This window comes from Streptomyces sp. 378 (genome assembly GCF_030124145.1).
Classification (GTDB): domain Bacteria; phylum Actinomycetota; class Actinomycetes; order Streptomycetales; family Streptomycetaceae; genus Streptomyces.
Window position 1 is genome coordinate 15,817 of record NZ_JASKMS010000018.1, and the last position, 17,455, is coordinate 33,271.

The 17,455-nt window shown below is 67.8% G+C and carries 16 protein-coding genes; 9 read left to right on the plus strand and 7 right to left on the minus strand.

The window, feature by feature from the left end; all coding sequences use genetic code 11:
• Positions 1-3: 3 nt before the first annotated feature.
• From gyrB to dnaA, 6 genes are all read right to left on the minus strand, one after another.
• A complete protein-coding gene (gene gyrB / locus QNO09_RS23365) occupies positions 4-2,064 on the minus strand; it encodes a DNA topoisomerase (ATP-hydrolyzing) subunit B (RefSeq protein ID WP_283972202.1) in 2,061 nt (686 codons plus the stop codon).
• Between the two features lie 432 nt (positions 2,065-2,496).
• On the minus strand, positions 2,497-3,033 hold the full coding sequence (locus QNO09_RS23370) for a DciA family protein (RefSeq protein WP_283972203.1): 537 nt from the start codon (positions 3,031-3,033) through the stop codon (positions 2,497-2,499).
• Positions 3,030-4,151 (minus strand): DNA replication/repair protein RecF, encoded by a 1,122-nt coding sequence (gene recF, locus QNO09_RS23375; protein ID WP_283972204.1) that lies wholly within the window; start codon positions 4,149-4,151, stop codon positions 3,030-3,032. The genes QNO09_RS23370 and recF overlap by 4 nt, the downstream gene beginning before the upstream one ends.
• A gap of 31 nt (positions 4,152-4,182) precedes the next feature.
• Positions 4,183-5,058 carry a phosphogluconate dehydrogenase (NAD(+)-dependent, decarboxylating) gene (gene gnd / locus QNO09_RS23380; RefSeq protein ID WP_283972205.1) on the minus strand — a complete coding sequence of 292 codons (876 nt, stop codon included), beginning with the start codon at positions 5,056-5,058 and terminating at the stop codon, positions 4,183-4,185.
• 206 nt (positions 5,059-5,264) lie between these two features.
• Complete coding sequence (gene dnaN / locus QNO09_RS23385; RefSeq protein WP_283972206.1) at positions 5,265-6,395, minus strand: DNA polymerase III subunit beta; 1,131 nt, start codon at positions 6,393-6,395, stop codon at positions 5,265-5,267.
• A 1,016-nt stretch (positions 6,396-7,411) separates the two neighbouring features.
• Positions 7,412-9,520, minus strand: a complete 2,109-nt coding sequence (gene dnaA / locus QNO09_RS23390; protein ID WP_283972207.1) for a chromosomal replication initiator protein DnaA — start codon at positions 9,518-9,520, stop codon at positions 7,412-7,414.
• A 374-nt stretch (positions 9,521-9,894) separates the two neighbouring features.
• Between dnaA and rpmH the strand changes: the two genes are divergently transcribed.
• The 9 genes from rpmH (at position 9,895) to QNO09_RS23435 (ending at position 16,991) form a co-directional block, all read left to right on the plus strand.
• Complete coding sequence (gene rpmH, locus QNO09_RS23395) at positions 9,895-10,032, plus strand: 50S ribosomal protein L34 (RefSeq protein WP_005482975.1); 138 nt, start codon at positions 9,895-9,897, stop codon at positions 10,030-10,032.
• Between the two features lie 21 nt (positions 10,033-10,053).
• On the plus strand, positions 10,054-10,425 hold the full coding sequence (gene rnpA, locus QNO09_RS23400; protein ID WP_078615240.1) for a ribonuclease P protein component: 372 nt from the start codon (positions 10,054-10,056) through the stop codon (positions 10,423-10,425).
• The gene (gene yidD / locus QNO09_RS23405) at positions 10,422-10,796 is read left to right on the plus strand and encodes a membrane protein insertion efficiency factor YidD (protein ID WP_283972208.1); all 375 of its coding nucleotides are present in this window, start codon (positions 10,422-10,424) and stop codon (positions 10,794-10,796) included. Before rnpA ends, yidD begins: the two co-directional genes overlap by 4 nt.
• Positions 10,797-10,799: 3 nt before the next feature.
• Positions 10,800-12,089, plus strand: coding sequence for a membrane protein insertase YidC (gene yidC, locus QNO09_RS23410; RefSeq protein WP_283972209.1), 1,290 nt, complete (start codon positions 10,800-10,802; stop codon positions 12,087-12,089).
• Positions 12,090-12,104: 15 nt separating this feature from the next.
• Complete coding sequence (locus tag QNO09_RS23415; RefSeq protein WP_283972210.1) at positions 12,105-12,617, plus strand: Jag family protein; 513 nt, start codon at positions 12,105-12,107, stop codon at positions 12,615-12,617.
• Between the two features lie 125 nt (positions 12,618-12,742).
• The gene (gene rsmG / locus QNO09_RS23420; RefSeq protein ID WP_283972211.1) at positions 12,743-13,459 is read left to right on the plus strand and encodes a 16S rRNA (guanine(527)-N(7))-methyltransferase RsmG; all 717 of its coding nucleotides are present in this window, start codon (positions 12,743-12,745) and stop codon (positions 13,457-13,459) included.
• Positions 13,460-13,876: 417 nt separating this feature from the next.
• Positions 13,877-14,953 carry a ParA family protein gene (locus QNO09_RS23425; RefSeq protein WP_283972334.1) on the plus strand — a complete coding sequence of 359 codons (1,077 nt, stop codon included), beginning with the start codon at positions 13,877-13,879 and terminating at the stop codon, positions 14,951-14,953.
• Positions 14,950-16,050, plus strand: coding sequence for a ParB/RepB/Spo0J family partition protein (locus QNO09_RS23430; protein ID WP_283972212.1), 1,101 nt, complete (start codon positions 14,950-14,952; stop codon positions 16,048-16,050). The genes QNO09_RS23425 and QNO09_RS23430 overlap by 4 nt, the downstream gene beginning before the upstream one ends.
• Positions 16,051-16,373: 323 nt before the next feature.
• Positions 16,374-16,991: a GNAT family N-acetyltransferase gene (locus QNO09_RS23435; RefSeq protein WP_283972213.1), complete on the plus strand. Its 618-nt coding sequence runs from the start codon at positions 16,374-16,376 to the stop codon at positions 16,989-16,991.
• 90 nt (positions 16,992-17,081) lie between these two features.
• On the opposite strand, the gene trxA is transcribed toward QNO09_RS23435, so the two are convergent.
• Complete coding sequence (gene trxA / locus QNO09_RS23440) at positions 17,082-17,414, minus strand: thioredoxin (RefSeq protein ID WP_030847066.1); 333 nt, start codon at positions 17,412-17,414, stop codon at positions 17,082-17,084.
• Between the last annotated feature and the right edge of the window lie 41 nt (positions 17,415-17,455).

Below are 17,455 nucleotides of genomic sequence, written 5' to 3' on the forward strand. Positions count from 1 at the left end.
GACTCAGATGTCGAGGAAGCGGACGTCCTTGGCGTTGCGCTGGATGAACGCGCGGCGGGCCTCGACGTCCTCACCCATGAGGACCGAGAACAGGTCGTCGGCCTGGGCGGCGTCGTCGAGGGTGACCTGGCCGAGGACGCGGTGCTCCTGGTCCATGGTCGTGATGCGCAGTTCCTCGGCGTTCATCTCGCCGAGCCCCTTGAAGCGCTGCACGGAGTCGTCCTTGATGCGCTTGCCCGCGTTGCGGCCCATCTCGATCAGGGCGTCGCGCTCACGGTCGGAGTACGCGTACTCGAAGTCGTCCTTGCCCCACTTGATCTTGTAGAGCGGCGGGCGGGAGAGGTACACGTGCCCGGCCTCGACGAGGGGCCGCATGAAGCGGAACAGGAAGGTCAGCAGCAGGGTGTTGATGTGCTGGCCGTCGACGTCGGCGTCCGCCATCAGGATGATCTTGTGATAGCGCAGCTTCTCGATGTCGAAGTCCTCGTGGACTCCGGTGCCGAAGGCCGAGATCAGCGCCTGGATCTCCTGGTTCTGCAGGATCTTGTCGATCCGCGCCTTCTCGACGTTCAGGATCTTGCCGCGGATCGGGAGGATCGCCTGGTACTGCGGGTTGCGGCCGGACTTGGCCGAGCCGCCGGCGGAGTCACCCTCGACGATGAAGATCTCGCACTTGGTGGGATCGTTCGACTGGCAGTCGGAGAGCTTGCCCGGCAGGGACGCGGTCTCCAGCAGGCCCTTGCGGCGGGTGAGGTCACGGGCCTTGCGGGCCGCCACGCGCGCGGTGGCCGCCTGGATGCCCTTGCGGATGATGTCCGCGGCCTCGTTCGGGTTCCTGTCCAGCCAGTCCGCGAGGTGCTCGTAGACGACCTTCTGGACGAAGGTCTTGGCCTCGGTGTTGCCCAGCTTGGTCTTCGTCTGGCCTTCGAACTGGGGCTCGCTCAGCTTGACCGAGATGATCGCCGTCAGACCCTCGCGGATGTCGTCACCCGTGAGGTTGTCGTCTTTCTCCCGCAGCAGCCTCTTGTCGCGCGCGTACTTGTTGATCAGCGAGGTCAGCGCGGCGCGGAAGCCCTCTTCGTGCGTACCGCCCTCATGGGTGTGGATGATGTTGGCGAAGGAGTACACGCCCTCGGTGTAGCCGCCGTTCCACTGCATGGCGACCTCGAGGGACAGGTGCTTGTCCCGGTCCTCGGCCTCCAGGTCGATGACGGTGGGGTGCACCGCCTCGCCCTTGCGGGAGTTGAGGTACTTCACGAAGTCGACGATGCCGCCCTCGTAGTGGTACGTGACCGTCTTGACCTCGGCGGTCTCGTCCGCGCCCGCCTCGTCCGCCCCGGAGGTGGCCTTGGCGGACTCACGCTCGTCGGTGAGCTTGAGCGTGAGGCCCTTGTTGAGGAACGCCATCTCCTGGAAGCGCCGCGAGAGCGTCTCGAAGGAGTAGTCGGTGGTCTCGAAGATGTCCGGGTCGGCCCAGAAGGTGACCGAGGTGCCGGTCTCCTCGGTGGCCTCGTGCTGGGCGAGCGGCGCCGTGGGGACGCCCATCTTGTAGTCCTGCGTCCAGCGGTGGCCGTCCGTCCTGACCTCGACGGCGACCCTTGAGGACAGCGCGTTGACGACGGAGACGCCCACGCCGTGCAGACCACCGGAGACCGCGTAGCCGCCGCCGCCGAACTTGCCGCCCGCGTGCAGCACGGTCAGCACGACCTCGAGGGCCGGTTTTCCCTCGGAGGCGACGATGCCCACCGGGATGCCACGGCCGTTGTCGACGACCCGGACGCCACCGTCGGGGAGGATCGTCACGTCGATGGTGTCCGCGTGGCCGGCCAGCGCCTCGTCGACCGAGTTGTCGACGACCTCGTACACGAGGTGGTGCAGCCCTCGCTCACCGGTCGAGCCGATGTACATGCCGGGTCGCTTGCGGACCGCGTCCAGACCCTCGAGGACGGTGATGGCGCTGGCATCGTACGAGGCGGTGACCTCGCCGTTGGAGGTGATCGCCTCGCTGGTCACGCCTGCGTCGGTGGACGGGATGTTCTCGTTGGGGTTGCCGGAATCGGCCACGAAGCGCCCTTTCTGGCACAGCACGAGCCAGGCTCGTCGGCGGGTTGCCGGAGCGGCTGCGGCATGTTGCGTTGGTAAGCCTTGATCAGCGTTGCTCAGCTTTTCCCGGACGGTCCCCACGATTGGGGCGGGATTGCTTCCAGTCTACCGGTAGCACTGACACTGATGGGGGTTTGCCGGTACCTGAGTCCGCATGTGCCGCCCTCGACGGGTCTTGTCCGACTCCCGATATACGGATGGGGGCTCCAAGAGGCTCACGGAGGCACTCAGCGCTTCCGGCCGTCAACCCTTGGCTACTTAGGAGTCAGGTCGCGATTCGCAACCGTGCGCGGGCCCGCGACGGGAGGGCCGCCGACGCTCCGAACGAGCAGGCGCAAGCCCTCGATGTGAAGTCAGTCACGTGCTGTCGACGGGTGGGAAACCGGTGCCGCTTCAGCCGTAGGTGTCGCCCGGACCGGTGCTGCCGGGGGCGCGCAGCGGGCCGTAGCGGCGCGCGGGGCCGCCCGGCCCCTGCACCTTGATCAGCTTCACCGTGCCGTGCCCCAGGTCCTCGTTGAGGCGCGCGACCAGCGTGGGCGCGAGCAACCGGAGGTTCGTCGCCCAGGCCGTCGAGTCGCAGCGCACCGTCAGGACGTGCTCGTCCTCGTCGTACCTCTCCGGGACGCAGTGCTTGGCCACGTCCTCGCCGACGATCTGCGGCCAGCGGCCCATCACCCCGCCCACCGCGGCCGGAGCCTCCCAGCCCCGCTCGGTGATCAGCCGGTTGATCGCGGACCCGAGCGCCATGGGGTCGCGCCCGTCGGCTCGTGCGCCGGAGCGCAGACCGCCGCGGCGCGCCTGCTTCTTCTGCTGTGCGGCGTCCCCACGCGCGCGTGCGGCTTCCCTGGCGGCCCGCAGCGCCACACGCGCGAGGTCGACACCGGAGGGCTCGGGGGACTTCCCGGCGCCCCCGGATGTGTTCTGCGTCATACGCGCTCCACCGTCCCCTCGGACACGGCGAACCGCGTCCCGGACAGCACGTGCGGTACGTCGTCGTCGACGGCGGCCGTCACCAGGACCTGCTCGCCGGGCGCGACCAACTCGGCGAGGCGCTCCCGGCGACGGGTGTCCAGCTCCGCGAAGACGTCGTCGAGCACCAGCACCGGCTCGTTGCCCTCTGCCCTGAGCAGGTCGTACGAGGCCAGGCGCAGCGCCAGCGCGTAGGACCAGGACTCGCCGTGGGAGGCGTAGCCCTTGGCGGGGAGCTGGCCGAGCTTGAGCTGGAGGTCGTCCCGGTGCGGGCCGATCAGGGTGACGCCACGCTCGATCTCCTGCTTGCGGGCCTCGGTGAGCGCCGCCATCAGCTGTTCGAAGAGGTCCTCACGGGTGTGTGCCTCGCCCGGCGCGGACGGCTTGTACTCCAGTGCGATCGGGCCGCCGCCGGGGGCGAGCTGCTCGTAGGCCTTGTCGGCCAGCGGCTGGATCGTGGCGATCAGGTCCAGGCGCTGGGCAAGCAACTCGGCGCCCGCGCGCGCGAGATGCTGATCCCACACGTCCAGCGTGGACATGTCCATGGTGCGGCCGCCGTGCCGACGGGCCAGCGCGGCCGACTTCAGCAGAGTGTTGCGCTGTCTGAGGACCCGGTCGTAGTCGGACCGGACCCCGGCCATGCGCGGGGAGCGGGCGGTGATCAGCTCGTCGAGGAAGCGGCGCCGCTCACCGGGGTCGCCCTTGACCAGTGCGAGATCCTCGGGAGCGAACAGCACCGTCCGGACGATCCCCAGCACATCACGCGGCCTGACCTGCGAGGACCTGTTGATACGGGCCCGGTTGGCACGGCCCGGGTTGAGCTCCAGTTCGACGAGCTGCTGCCGTTCACCCTGCCGGACCTGGGCCCGGATGATCGCGCGATCGGCGCCCATGCGGACCAGGGGGGCGTCGGAGGAGACCCGGTGGCTGCCGAGGGTGGCGAGATAGCCGACGGCCTCGACGAGGTTGGTCTTGCCCTGCCCGTTCGGCCCGACGAAGGCCGTCACCCCGGGGTCGAGCGGGACCTCGACCCGGGGGTACGAGCGGAAGTCGGCCAGCGACAGATGCGTGACGTGCATGGTCGTTTCGCCGACCTCCCTCGGTGCTCGGTTACTTCTTCTCGACCGCGTGGCCGCCGAACTGGTTCCGCAGTGCCGCGATCATCTTCATCTGGGGCGAGTCCTCCTGCCGGGAGGCGAACCGCGCGAACAGCGACGCGGTGATCGCCGGCAGCGGCACCGCGTTGTCGATGGCGGCTTCCACAGTCCAGCGTCCCTCGCCGGAGTCCTGTGCATAACCCCGGAGCTCGTCCAGGTGCTCGTCTTCGTCGAGCGCGTTGACCGCGAGGTCGAGCAGCCAGGAACGGATGACCGTGCCCTCCTGCCAGGAGCGGAAGACCTCCCGGACGTCCGTCACGGAGTCGACCTTCTCCAGCAGCTCCCAGCCCTCGGCGTAGGCCTGCATCATCGCGTACTCGATGCCGTTGTGGACCATCTTCGCGAAGTGACCCGCGCCCACCTTGCCGGCGTGCACCGAACCGAAGTCGCCCTCCGGCTTGAGGGCGTCGAAGACCGGCTGAACCTTGGCGACGTTCTCCTTGTCGCCGCCGTACATCAGCGCGTAGCCGTTCTCCAGGCCCCAGACGCCGCCGGAGACACCGCAGTCGACGAAGCCGATGCCCTTCGCCGCCAGTTCCTCGGCGTGCTTCTCGTCGTCGGTCCAGCGGGAGTTGCCGCCGTCCACGACGACATCGCCCGGCTCCAGCAGCTCGGCGAGCTCGTCGATGGTGGACTGCGTGGGCTCGCCCGCCGGGACCATCACCCAGATCACGCGCGGAGCGCTGAGCTTGCCCACAAGCTCTTCCAGGCTGTGAACATCGGCGAGGTCCGGGTTGCGGTCGTATCCGTGGACGGTGTGACCTGCGCGGCGAATCCGCTCGCGCATGTTGCCGCCCATCTTGCCGAGGCCGACGAGACCGAGCTCCATCAGTTGTGTTCCTTAGGTTCTGCGACGTGGCGTGGCGGCACGTGCGTACCGCCAGGCACTTTCGTACCCGCGTCCGAGCCTAAACCCGGACGCTCACGCACATCTGTGGGCATACGCGCTCACTCGTACGCCCTCACCTGCGGCTTTGTCCTCAGCCTGTGGACAGAGCCGGTGATCCACCGCGTCCCGCCGACCGTCGGACGGGCTCAGCCGCTGAGGCGCACCGGCATGATCAGGTACTTGTAGGCCTCGTCCGCCTCGGCGTCCAGCGCCGGCTTGCCGCTGAGCAGCGCGGGCTTGGTGGACGTCGTGAAGGACAGCTGGGCCACCGGGGAGTCGATGGCGCTCAGGCCGTCCAGCAGGAACGTCGGGTTGAAGGCGATCGAGACGTCGTCGCCCTCCAGCTGGGCGTCGACCCTTTCCACAGCCTGTGCGTCGTCGCTGGAACCGGCCTCAAGGATGAGCACGCCCTGCTCGAAGCTGAGCCGCACCGGGGTGTTGCGCTCGGCGACCAGGGCCACGCGCTTGACGGCCTCCACGAAGGGGGCCGTCTCGATCACGGCGACGCTGTTGAACTCCGTCGGGAACAGCGAACGGTACTTCGGGAGGTCACCCTCCAGCAGACGGGTCGTCGTACGGCGGCCCGCGCCCTCGAAGCCGATCAGGCCCTCGCCCGAGCCCCCGCCGGACAGCGCCAGGATCACCTGGTCGCCGCTGGTCAGGGCCTTGGCGGTGTCCAGGAGGGTCTTGGCGGGCACCAGGGCGACCGCGGAGGCGTCCGGGTTCTCCGGCTTCCACAGGAACTCGCGGACCGCGAAGCGGTAGCGGTCGGTGGACGCCAGCGTGACGGTGTCGCCCTCGATCTCGATGCGGACACCGGTGAGGACGGGCAGCGTGTCGTCACGGCCGGCCGCGATGGCGACCTGGGAGGCGGCGGAGGCGAAGACCTCGCCGGGGACCGTGCCGGTCGCGTTCGGCATCTGCGGCAGGGCCGGGTACTCCTCCACAGGCAGGGTGTGGAGTGTGAACCGGGAGGAGCCGCAGACCACGGTCGCCCGTACACCGTCTGTGGAAATCTCCACCGGCCGGTTGGGGAGCGCGCGGCAGATGTCCGCGAGCAGGCGGCCGGAGACCAGGACCGTGCCCTCCTCGTCGACCTCGGCCTCCACGGAGACCCGCGCCGAGACCTCGTAGTCGAAGCTGGACAGGCTCAGCTGGCCTTCCTCGGCCTTCAGCAGCAGGCCGGCGAGGACAGGCGCCGGCGGACGGGCCGGGAGGCTGCGTGCCGCCCAGGCCACTGCCTCCGCGAGTACGTCGCGTTCCACCCGGATCTTCACTGTTGCCGCCTCCTGCTGTTGCCGGCGCTTCTCGCTCTGCCTGGCCCTCGTCGTCTGTCGTGGTGTCGACGGTCCCTGTGAGGGGGAGGACACCGGGGACCAGTCTGACGCACGGCACTGACAGTAGGTGCCTCTCGGGGTCAAGTCGTGACGAGGGGCGGCCGGGCACCGAAGAGCGAGTTGTGCACAGGGCCCGCTTCGAAACGGATTCCCAGCTCTCTCTAGTTGGGAGTAGTAGTAGGGCCTGTGGATACCGTGGATAACCTCGTTTGCCCAGCTCAGAGCGGGAATTTTGTCCACGGGCCCTGTGGGTGGAGGCGGTGGACAACCGGGCGCATCTGTGGAGAACAGAAAGTTCTGCACACGCCGTGCACAGGATGAGGCGAGTTCTCCCCAACGCCGTCCCCAGGTTTACCCACGTTTCCCACAGCCCAATCCGGCACCTTCGTGTGACGCCTTTCACTCGACCTGGTGAGGAGACGCGTCGCGTTGCCGAACAGTGGACAGGCATGTGGAGAAGGGGCCGATCGCTGGGGACAACCGCCCCCAGCCTGTGGGCGGCCGGTGGACAACTCGGTGCACAGCCTGTGGATCATTCCGTCGTCCACAGTCTGTGGAGATCCTTCGTCCACCAATCCACAGGCAGCTGAACTGGTCTGATGGTCTTTCAACAGCGGTGCCTGTGGACACGATCTGGACAACTCCCCGATCCCCAGGATGTGGACGGCAGAAAGTCCCCGAATCTGTGGAGGGAGGCCGTAACCCGGCGACTAATCGAACACCGGGTTGCGGCTCGGTGCGTGACGCGAGGGTCGCTGAACCGGCCCGAGGGCTCGGAAACCGGTCCGCACGGCCGCGGGAGGGACCCCGGATCCGGGGTCCCTGGCGCCGACGGGCCCGGACATGAGAAGGGCGCTCCCGGGAAAATCCGGGAGCGCCCTCAGTGGCGGCCTCACGGCCTCACGGCCTCAGTGCCCTCATGGGTCTTGGCCGTCAGCGGCCTTGCGCCGTCGTCGTCAGCCGTTCTTGATGCGGTTGGTGAGTTCCGTGACCTGGTTGTAGATGGAGCGGCGCTCGGCCATCAGATTGCGGATCTTGCGATCCGCGTGCATGACGGTGGTGTGGTCGCGCCCGCCGAACAGCGCGCCGATCTTCGGCAGCGACAGATCCGTCAGCTCACGGCACAGGTACATGGCGATCTGGCGGGCGGTGACGAGGGCCCGGCCACGCGAGGTGCCGCACAGGTCCTCGACCGTCAGACCGAAGTAGTCCGCCGTCGCGCCCATGATGGCCGTCGACGTGATCTCGGGCGCCGAATCGTCGCCACCGGGGATGAGGTCCTTCAGAACGATCTCCGTCAGCCCCAGATCCACCGGCTGCCGGTTGAGCGAGGCGAACGCCGTGACCCGGATCAGCGCGCCCTCCAGCTCACGGATGTTGCGCGAGATCCGGGACGCGATGAACTCCAGCACCTCCGGCGGAGCGTTCAGCTGCTCCTGCACCGCCTTCTTGCGGAGGATCGCGATACGCGTCTCCAGCTCGGGCGGCTGGACGTCCGTGATCAGACCCCACTCGAAACGGTTCCGCAGCCGGTCCTCCAGTGTGACCAGCTGCTTCGGCGGCCGGTCGGAGGACAGCACGATCTGCTTGTTGGCGTTGTGGAGCGTGTTGAAGGTGTGGAAGAACTCCTCCTGCGTCGACTCCTTGTCCGCCAGGAACTGAATGTCGTCGACGAGCAGGATGTCCATCTCGCGGTACCGCTTGCGGAAGCTGTCTCCCTTGCCGTCGCGGATGGAGTTGATGAACTCGTTGGTGAACTCCTCGGAGCTCACGTACCGCACCCGCGTGCCCGGGTAGAGGCTGCGGGCGTAGTGCCCGATCGCGTGCAGCAGGTGCGTCTTGCCGAGCCCGGACTCCCCGTAGATGAACAAGGGGTTGTACGCCTTGGCCGGCGCCTCGGCCACGGCGACCGCGGCCGCGTGCGCGAAGCGATTGGAGGCGCCGATGACGAACGTGTCGAAGAGGTACTTCGGGTTCAGCCGGGCGGTGGGCTCACCCGGGCCGGCCGCCGGCGCAGGCTGCGCTGCCAGGGGGCCGGGCGCACCGGTCGTGGGCAGGTTCGGGCCGACCGGGCCGCCCCGGTGGACGTGTCCCGAGCCGGCCGGCGGGTCCGGCAGCTCCCGGCGAACCGGGTCACGCTGCTCGTAGTCGCCGCGTGACGACTCGTATTCGGAGCGCTGCTGCTCATAGGAGGGGCGCTCCGCGGGCTGGGGGCGGTAGTCCTGGGAGGGCGGACCGTAGGAGTCCTTCGACCCGTAGGTGTCCTTCGGCCCCGATCCGTAGGAGTCCTGGGGGTTGTACGCGTCCTGGGAGCCGTACGGGTCCTGCCCGGGTGACGCGTACGGGTCACGCTCGGGGAACCCGAGGCGCTGCTGCTGCCAGCCGTACTCGTCCTGCCGCGACGGACGCGGCCAGGCGCCGGGCTCGGGGCGCTGGTACTCGGAGGGGTAGGCGGGACGCGCCGAGGGAAGCTGATCTGCGCGCGTAGGCGGAAGCTGGTCACCGGCCTGACCGGGCAGCTGGTCGGCCCGGTGGCGGCCGTACCCCTCATAGCCGTCGCGGTCCCGGCGGTCATGACCGTCGCGGTCCTTGCGCTCGTAGCCGTCCCGGTCGGGGCGCTCGTATCCTTCGCGGTCACGGTGGTCGTATCCGTCCCGGTCCGTGCGGTCGTAGCCGTCCCGGTCAGGGCGGTCGTAGCCGTCGCGGTCCTGGCGGGTGGCCGGAAGCTCGGGCTCCTCGTAGCGCGACTGGTGGCGGGTCTGGGGAGCCTGGGGGGCCGGGGGGTCGCCCGCGGAGTCGTCGACGGTGATCGCGATCCGGATCGGGCGCCCGCACTCACGGCTCAGCGTCTCGCTGACGATCGGCGCCAGCCGGCCTTCGAGCACGCCCTTCGCGAACTCGTTCGGTACGGCGAGCAGGGCGGTGTCCGCGACCAGCGCCAGCGGCTGGCAGCGGCGGATCCAGTGCTCGTCCTTTCCTTCGACCCCTTGGCTGCGGCCCTCCCCGAGGAGCTGCTCCAATACGCGTGGCCACACTGCGGCAAGATCGGCAGGTACGTCAGCCACAGGGCACGCTCTCTCACAGGTCCCACGAACGTGTGGTTCTGGGACGGCTCGGGATGTAAATCGGGTGGGGCAGGGATAAGGGAACGAATCGGAGTTCCGTCACGGTAGTCAGGGCGGCCGGTACGGTTCAAGTTGTTGTCCCCAGCCTGTGGACAAGTGTCTCCCGGCGACTCCCGGTTTGACCGGATGGCGTAGCCGCGCGTACCGTAACCAGGTCGAGTTGTCGATGGCTGCTGCCGCCTGCCTCCGATGGGCACAGATCATTTGGGTGATCGGTCAGCGGTGCACTCGGGCGTAACTGCGAGCTACTCGTGGGCGCACGGTGACAGCCAAGACGGCACCCCGCAACCACCGATTTCTTCTGGAGCCCTCGAGTGAGCAAGCGCACCTTCCAGCCGAACAACCGCCGTCGCGCGAAGACCCACGGCTTCCGCCTGCGGATGCGTACCCGTGCCGGTCGCGCGATTCTCGCGAACCGCCGCAGCAAGGGTCGCGCCAGCCTGTCCGCCTGATCCCGATCAGGTCATGACGTCGTGCTGCCTACCGAGCATCGGCTGAGGCGGCGCGAGGACTTCGCGACCGCGGTACGACGAGGACGCCGGGCCGGACGCCCGCTCCTCGTCGTCCACCTACGTAGCGGTTCCACGGACCCGCACGCGCCTGGGGAGAGCGCTCCCCCGACGCGTGCGGGTTTCGTCGTGAGCAAAGCAGTGGGTGGCGCGGTCGTGCGCAACAAGGTGAAGCGCAGGCTTCGCCACCTGATGCGCGAGCGAGTCGCCCAGCTGCCCCCCGGTAGCCTGGTAGTCGTACGAGCGCTGCCCGGATCGGGCGACGCCGACCATGCACAGCTGGCCCGAGACCTGGATGCCGCTCTCCAGCGGTTGCTGGGAGGGGGCGCGCGATGAAGTACCCGCTGCTGGCTCTGATCAAGCTCTATCAGTGGACGATCAGTCCGCTGCTCGGGCCGGTCTGCAAGTACTACCCGTCGTGCTCCCACTACGGCTTCACGGCCATCGACCGGCATGGTGCCCTCAAGGGAACGGCACTCACGGCCTGGCGCATCCTGCGATGCAATCCGTGGTCGCTGGGCGGTGTGGACCATGTCCCGCCGCGCAAGCGTCCCCGGTGGCACGAAATGCTGCGCACCGCGTGGCGCGCACGCAAGGGCGGGCCCTCCGCCGCCGGACCGGCCACCGAGGGACAGACTTCTCCCACAAGTCCGTCGAGTCCTTCGAGCCCGGCCGCAGAGACACCGTCCCATGCCCAAGGAGCATGATTAGTGGACACGATTGCCAGCCTCTTCAGCTTCATCACCACACCCGTCTCCTGGGTCATCGTCCAGTTCCATTCGGTGTACGGCGCCCTCTTCGGCCCTGACACCGGGTGGGCCTGGGGCCTGTCGATCGTGTCCCTGGTGATCCTGATCCGTATCTGCCTGATCCCGCTCTTCGTGAAGCAGATCAAGGCCACCCGGGCGATGCAGACGCTCCAGCCCGAGATGAAGAAGATCCAGGAGCGCTACAAGAACGACAAGCAGCGTCAGTCCGAAGAGATGATGAAGCTGTACAAGGAGACGGGCACCAACCCGCTCTCCTCGTGCCTTCCCATCCTGGCGCAGTCCCCGTTCTTCTTCGCCCTGTACCACGTGCTCAACAGCATCGCGTCGAACGACACCATCGGTGTGATCAACGACCGTCTGCTGGAAAGCGCTCAGAAGGCCCACATCTTCGGGGCGCCGCTCGCGGCGAAGTTCACCGACGGGGCCGGGAAGGTGGAGGCCCTCGGGTCCTCCATCACCGACGTTCGCGTCGTCACCGCCATCATGATCATCCTGATGTCGGCCTCGCAGTTCTTCACGCAGCGCCAGCTGATGACGAAGAACGTCGACACCACGGTGAAGACCCCGTTCATGCAGCAGCAGAAGATGCTGATGTACGTCTTCCCGGTCATGTTCGCAGTCTTCGGCATCAACTTCCCTGTCGGTGTCCTCGTGTACTGGCTGACCACCAACGTGTGGACCATGGGCCAGCAGATGTACGTCATCCGCAACAACCCGACCCCGGGTTCGAAGGCCCAGGCCGCGTACCTGGAGCGCCTGGCCAAGCACGTCACGCAGCACGACAAGGTCGGCAAGCGTCGTGACCGCGCCATCATCAAGGCGATCGTCGCCAAGGGCCGCGACCGCAACGAGTACGAGCGCAAGTTCATCAACGGCCTCAGCAAGGCCGGCCTCGCCGCCCAGGCCGACGGCACTGTGATCAAGAGCGAGACCGCGGCCGCCGCCCAGGCCGAGGACGGGTCGCCGACCACCGCCGCCGGTATCCCGAAGCGCCAGCAGCCCAAGCGGCAGAGCAAGTCGCAGCGTCAGCACGGCGGCTCCGCCGGCGTGAAGGCGGCCGGTGAGAACGAACCGAAGACATCGCTGACCAAGGCCGATGAGCCCGAGGACGCCAAGCCCGACGCCGCTGCCAAGAAGGGCGGCGCGAAGCCCTCCGGCGGCACCCGCAGCAAGGCCCAGTCCGGACAGCGCAAGGGTCCGCAGCGGCCCAAGTCCCCGTCCAAGAAGTAAGAAGGAGTCCATCCCGTGACGGAAGGCACCACCTCCGCCGCTGCCGAGGGTGCAGACACCCTGACTCGCCTGGAGCAGGAAGGCGAGATCGCGGCGGACTACCTGGAGGGTCTGCTCGACATCGCCGACCTCGACGGCGACATCGACATGGACGTCGAGGCCGACCGCGCCTCTGTCTCGATCATCAGCGACACGGGCGGCCGCGATCTGCAGAAGTTGGTCGGCCGTGACGGCGAGGTACTGGAGGCGCTCCAGGAACTCACCCGTCTGGCCGTGCACCGGGAGACCGGCGACCGCAGCCGCCTGATGCTCGACATCGCGGGATACCGGGCACAGAAGCGCTCCGAGCTGTCCGAGCTGGGCGCCAAGGCCGCCGCGGAGGCCAAGAGCAGCGGTGAGGCCGTGAAGCTGGAGCCGATGACGCCCTTCGAGCGCAAGGTCGTGCACGACGCGGTCAAGGCCGCGGGGCTGCGCAGCGAGTCCGAGGGCGAGGAGCCGCAGCGCTTCGTCGTCGTGCTGCCCGCCTGACGGCCTTCACGTTCCCCGGCCCCGTCTGTTGAGCAGGCGGGGCCGAACTTTGTCAGCCTGATAGTTCTGGTGGTTCTGGTGTCGGCGCCTGATGCGCCGACGCGGTACGGAAGGACGGTCCCCCCGTGACGGAGGCAGCGGAGCTTCCCCCCGCGCCCGAGCAGGCGCGCGAGGTGTTCGGTGACCGCTTCGCGGATGCGGTGCGGTACGCCGAGCTGCTCGCTGAGGCGGGCGTGCAGCGCGGTCTCATCGGCCCGCGTGAAGTGCCCCGCCTGTGGGAGCGGCACCTGCTGAACTGCGCCGTGCTCTCGGAGGTCGTGCCCGAGGGCGTGACGGTGTGCGATGTCGGCTCGGGTGCCGGTCTCCCCGGTATTCCGCTGGCGCTGGTCCGCACCGACCTGAAGATCACCCTGCTGGAACCGTTGCTGCGGCGCACCAACTTCCTCAGCGAGGTCGTCGAGCTGCTCGGCCTCGATCACGTGACCGTGGTGCGGGGCCGCGCCGAGGAGGTCATGGGGAAGATCCAGCCTGTTCATGTGGTGACGGCCCGGGCCGTCGCGCCGCTCGATCGGCTCGCCGCGTGGGGGATCCCGCTGCTGCGGCCGTACGGCGAGATGCTCGCGCTCAAGGGCGACACCGCCGAGGAGGAGTTGAAGAGCGCGTCGTCGGCGCTGAGCAAGCTGGGGGCGGTGGAGACATCCATCCTGCATGTGGGTGAGGGCGTGGTGGACCCGATGTCCACCGTCGTTCGGGTCGAGGTCGGGGAAAGCCCGGGCGGTGTGCGCTTCGCCGCGAAGCGTGCCAAGGCGGCTCGCACGGGGCGGACGCGTCGACGTCGCTGAGCTGAGGCGTTCCGACGCCGCCGGCCCGTTCCTGGTGACGCTCATCCATCGTGGAGACGCTCACTCATCCCGGAGACCTTCACCTCTCCTGGAGATGCTGATTCGTCTTGGAGATGCTGATCAGGGAAGTTGATCCGTCACGGCGGCACTGATCCGTCCTGAGGACGAGACGTACTCCACACAAGCTGCCAAACCTATGCATGTCGGAGTGTCGCGACAGTCCGGCCACGGCTGCTGTGCATCGTGTTTCACGTGAAACGTCGCTCACTGCTGCACGGCATCATCAGTCGTGGCCGCGCTGCGGCCGAACCCCGCGACCGAAAGCCTCTCGGTTCACTCGATGAGGGACCGGAGGTATCCACAGAGGTGGATTTCTCCACAGAACGCCAGGCCTCACTGGTTCACGACCCCGAAGACATGGGAGGCTCTGTTCATTGCGAGCCTGAAGTCGAGGAGAGTGAATCCTTGCGGTCCGACGCCAACATCGCGGGACCGATGACCGATCCGGTCCCCGGTCCCCGTACCGAGTCGATGGGGGCGGATGTTTCACGTGAAACACCGCCTCCGATGGACGACACTCCCATCGGTCGTGCTGCCCAACTGGCGGTGGAGGCTCTGGGTCGTGCCGGTGAGGGCCTGCCACGGCCTGAGCAGACCCGAATCATCGTGGTCGCCAACCAGAAGGGCGGTGTGGGCAAGACGACGACAACCGTCAACCTTGCCGCATCGCTGGCGCTCCACGGTGGCCGGGTCCTGGTGGTCGACCTCGACCCACAGGGCAATGCGTCCACCGCGCTGGGCATCGACCATCACGCCGAAGTTCCGTCCATCTATGACGTGTTGGTGGAGAGTAAGCCGCTCTCCGAGGTCGTCCAGCCGGTGCCGGATGTCGAGGGCCTCTTCTGTGCCCCTGCCACGATCGATCTCGCCGGTGCGGAGATCGAGCTGGTTTCCCTAGTGGCGCGGGAGAGCAGGCTCCAGCGCGCGATCCAGGCGTACGAGCAGCCGCTGGACTACATCCTCATCGACTGCCCGCCGTCCCTCGGTCTGCTGACGGTCAATGCGCTCGTCGCGGGCCAGGAAGTGCTGATCCCGATTCAGTGCGAGTACTACGCGCTGGAAGGCCTGGGGCAGTTGCTGCGCAACGTCGACCTGGTACGGGGGCACCTCAACCCCGACCTGCATGTGTCGACCATTCTGCTCACCATGTACGACGGCCGGACGCGCCTCGCGTCCCAGGTCGCAGAAGAGGTGCGCACCCACTTCGGTGACGAGGTACTGCGGACGAGCATTCCCCGTTCCGTCCGTATCTCCGAGGCGCCGAGTTATGGGCAGACGGTCCTGACTTACGATCCTGGATCGAGCGGTGCCCTCTCCTATCTTGAGGCGGCACGAGAGATCGCGCTGAGGGGTGTCGGCATCAGTTATGACGCGACGCACGCCCACATCGGCGCACAACAGAACGATCCGAGCATGGTGGAAGGTGTCCAGTGAGCGAGCGACGGAGGGGGCTGGGTCGTGGTCTCGGCGCACTGATCCCTGCTGCGCCGACGGAGAAGTCGGTGGCCCAGGCTGCGGCCCAGGGTGCTGCTTCCACATCCCCCGCAGGACTGCCTGCACTGCCGAACGAACGGGGGGTGGCCGCAGCGAAGGTGGCCACGTTGCCGACTGTTTCACGTGAAACAGAGGAGCCTTCGCAGCCGAGTGCTCCCGCCGTGCCCGCGGCGCCCATCGGTGCGCACTTCGCCGAGCTCCCCCTCGACTCCATCACGCCGAACCCGCGGCAGCCACGTGAGGTCTTCGACGAGGACGCGCTGTCCGAGCTCATCACCTCCATCAAGGAAGTGGGGCTCCTCCAGCCGGTCGTCGTACGGCAGGCGGGTCCCGCCCGCTACGAGCTCATCATGGGCGAGCGCCGTTGGCGGGCGTGCCGCGAGGCGGGGCTGGAGGCCATCCCGGCGATCGTGCGGGCCACGGAGGACGAGAAGCTCCTCCTCGACGCTCTGCTGGAGAACCTGCACCGTGCTCAGCTCAACCCGTTGGAAGAGGCGGCCGCCTACGACCAGTTGCTGAGGGACTTCAACTGCACACACGACCAGCTGGCGGACCGCATCGGTCGCTCCCGCCCGCAGGTCTCCAACACCCTGCGTCTCCTCAAGCTCTCGCCGGCCGTGCAGCGTCGGGTCGCCGCCGGGGTGCTCTCCGCAGGCCACGCGCGGGCACTGCTCTCCGTCGAGGACTCGGAGGAGCAGGACCGGCTGGCCCACCGCATCGTGGCCGAGGGACTCTCGGTACGGGCCGTCGAGGAGATCGTGACCCTGATGGGGTCGCGGCCTCAGAAGGCTCAGAAGCCCAAGGGGCCGCGTGCCGGTGCCCGGGTCTCTCCCGCGCTGTCCGACCTCGCCACACGGCTCTCGGACCGCTTCGAGACGCGGGTCAAGGTCGACCTGGGGCAGAAGAAGGGCAAGATCACCGTCGAGTTCGCCTCGATGGAGGACCTTGAGCGAATCCTCGGTTCGCTCGCCCCTGGTGAGGGCCCGGTCCTGCAGAAGAGTCTCCTGGAGGGCGACTCCGAGGAGAGCGAGTCCTGAGCCTCCGGAGGAGACTCTGGTGGATCGGGTAAGAGCGGGCCGTGTCCGGTGTGTGCCGGAACGTGGCTCGCTCTTTCCTTTTTGGCGGTATCGATGGAATCGCATCGTGGATACGATGCGCTCGGAGCACGGCGCAACCACTCGGCAGTACCTCTGAGAGGGAGGACAGGGGCCATGCGCACCATGAGCCGCACCGGGCTGGTGAGCGCCGGTTTGGGGCTGGGGGCGGTCGGTGGGTTCATCGGCAGTCTCCTCAAGGAACGGAGCGCTCTGACAGCCGCCCGCGACGCGGCGGCGGGCGAAGGAAGCGAGGATCACCCTTCATGGGCCGCCGGCTCGTACCGCTCACGCTGGACAACCTCCAGGACCTTCCCAAGCGTTGTCGCTCGTGTGTCTTCTGGGAGCTCGACCCGGTCAGCGGTGAGGCCGCGCTGAAGGCGGGCACATCCGATTCGGAGAAGGAAGCCTGGATCTCAGCGGTCTTGCTGGACTGGGGATCCTGCGGACGGGTCGTGTACGTCGACGACGTGCCGGTGGGCTTCGTGCTCTACGCTCCCCCCGCCTATGTCCCCCGATCCACGGCGTTTCCCACGAGCCCGGTCTCGCCCGACGCGGTGCAGTTGATGACGGCGTTCATGGTGCCCGGCTACCAGGGACAGGGGCTGGGCCGGGTGATGGTGCAGACGGTCGCCAAGGATCTGTTGAGGCGCGGCTTCAAGGCGATCGAGGCCTTCGGAGACGCACGGTGGAAAGAACCTGCCTGTGTGCTGCCCGCCGATCATCTTCTGGCGGTGGGCTTCAAGACGGTTCGACAGCACCCCACTCACCCTCGGCTGAGGTTGGAACTGAGGTCGACCCTCTCCTGGAAGGAAGACGTCGAGATGGCGCTGGACCGCCTTCTGGGAGCCGTGCAGAAGGAGCCGGCGCTGCGACCCCTGTAGGTGCAGGCAAACGAATGGGCCAACCCTTCCGGGTTGGCCCATTCGTGTTTCACGTGAAACATGCACCGTCTATGCGACGGCTCCGCCGGTTCACTCGGCGATGAACTCCTCGAGGTCGCGAACGATCGCGGCCTTCGGCTTCGCGCCCACGATGGTCTTGGCGACCTCACCACCCTGGTAGACGTTCAGGGTCGGGATGGACATGACGCCGTACTTGGCGGCCGTACCCGGGTTCTCATCGATGTTCAGCTTGACGATCTCGATCTTGTCGCCGTACTCGGACGCGATGGCCTCGAGGGACGGCGCGATCTGGCGGCACGGACCGCACCAGGCGGCCCAGAAGTCCACCAGAACAGGCTTGTCGCTCTTGAGGACGTCCTGCTCGAAGGAGTCGTCGGTCACATTCTTCAGGGTGCCGGCCACGGCGGGCTCCTTAACTGGTTGGTGCGTGGGGCGGGTAGGGA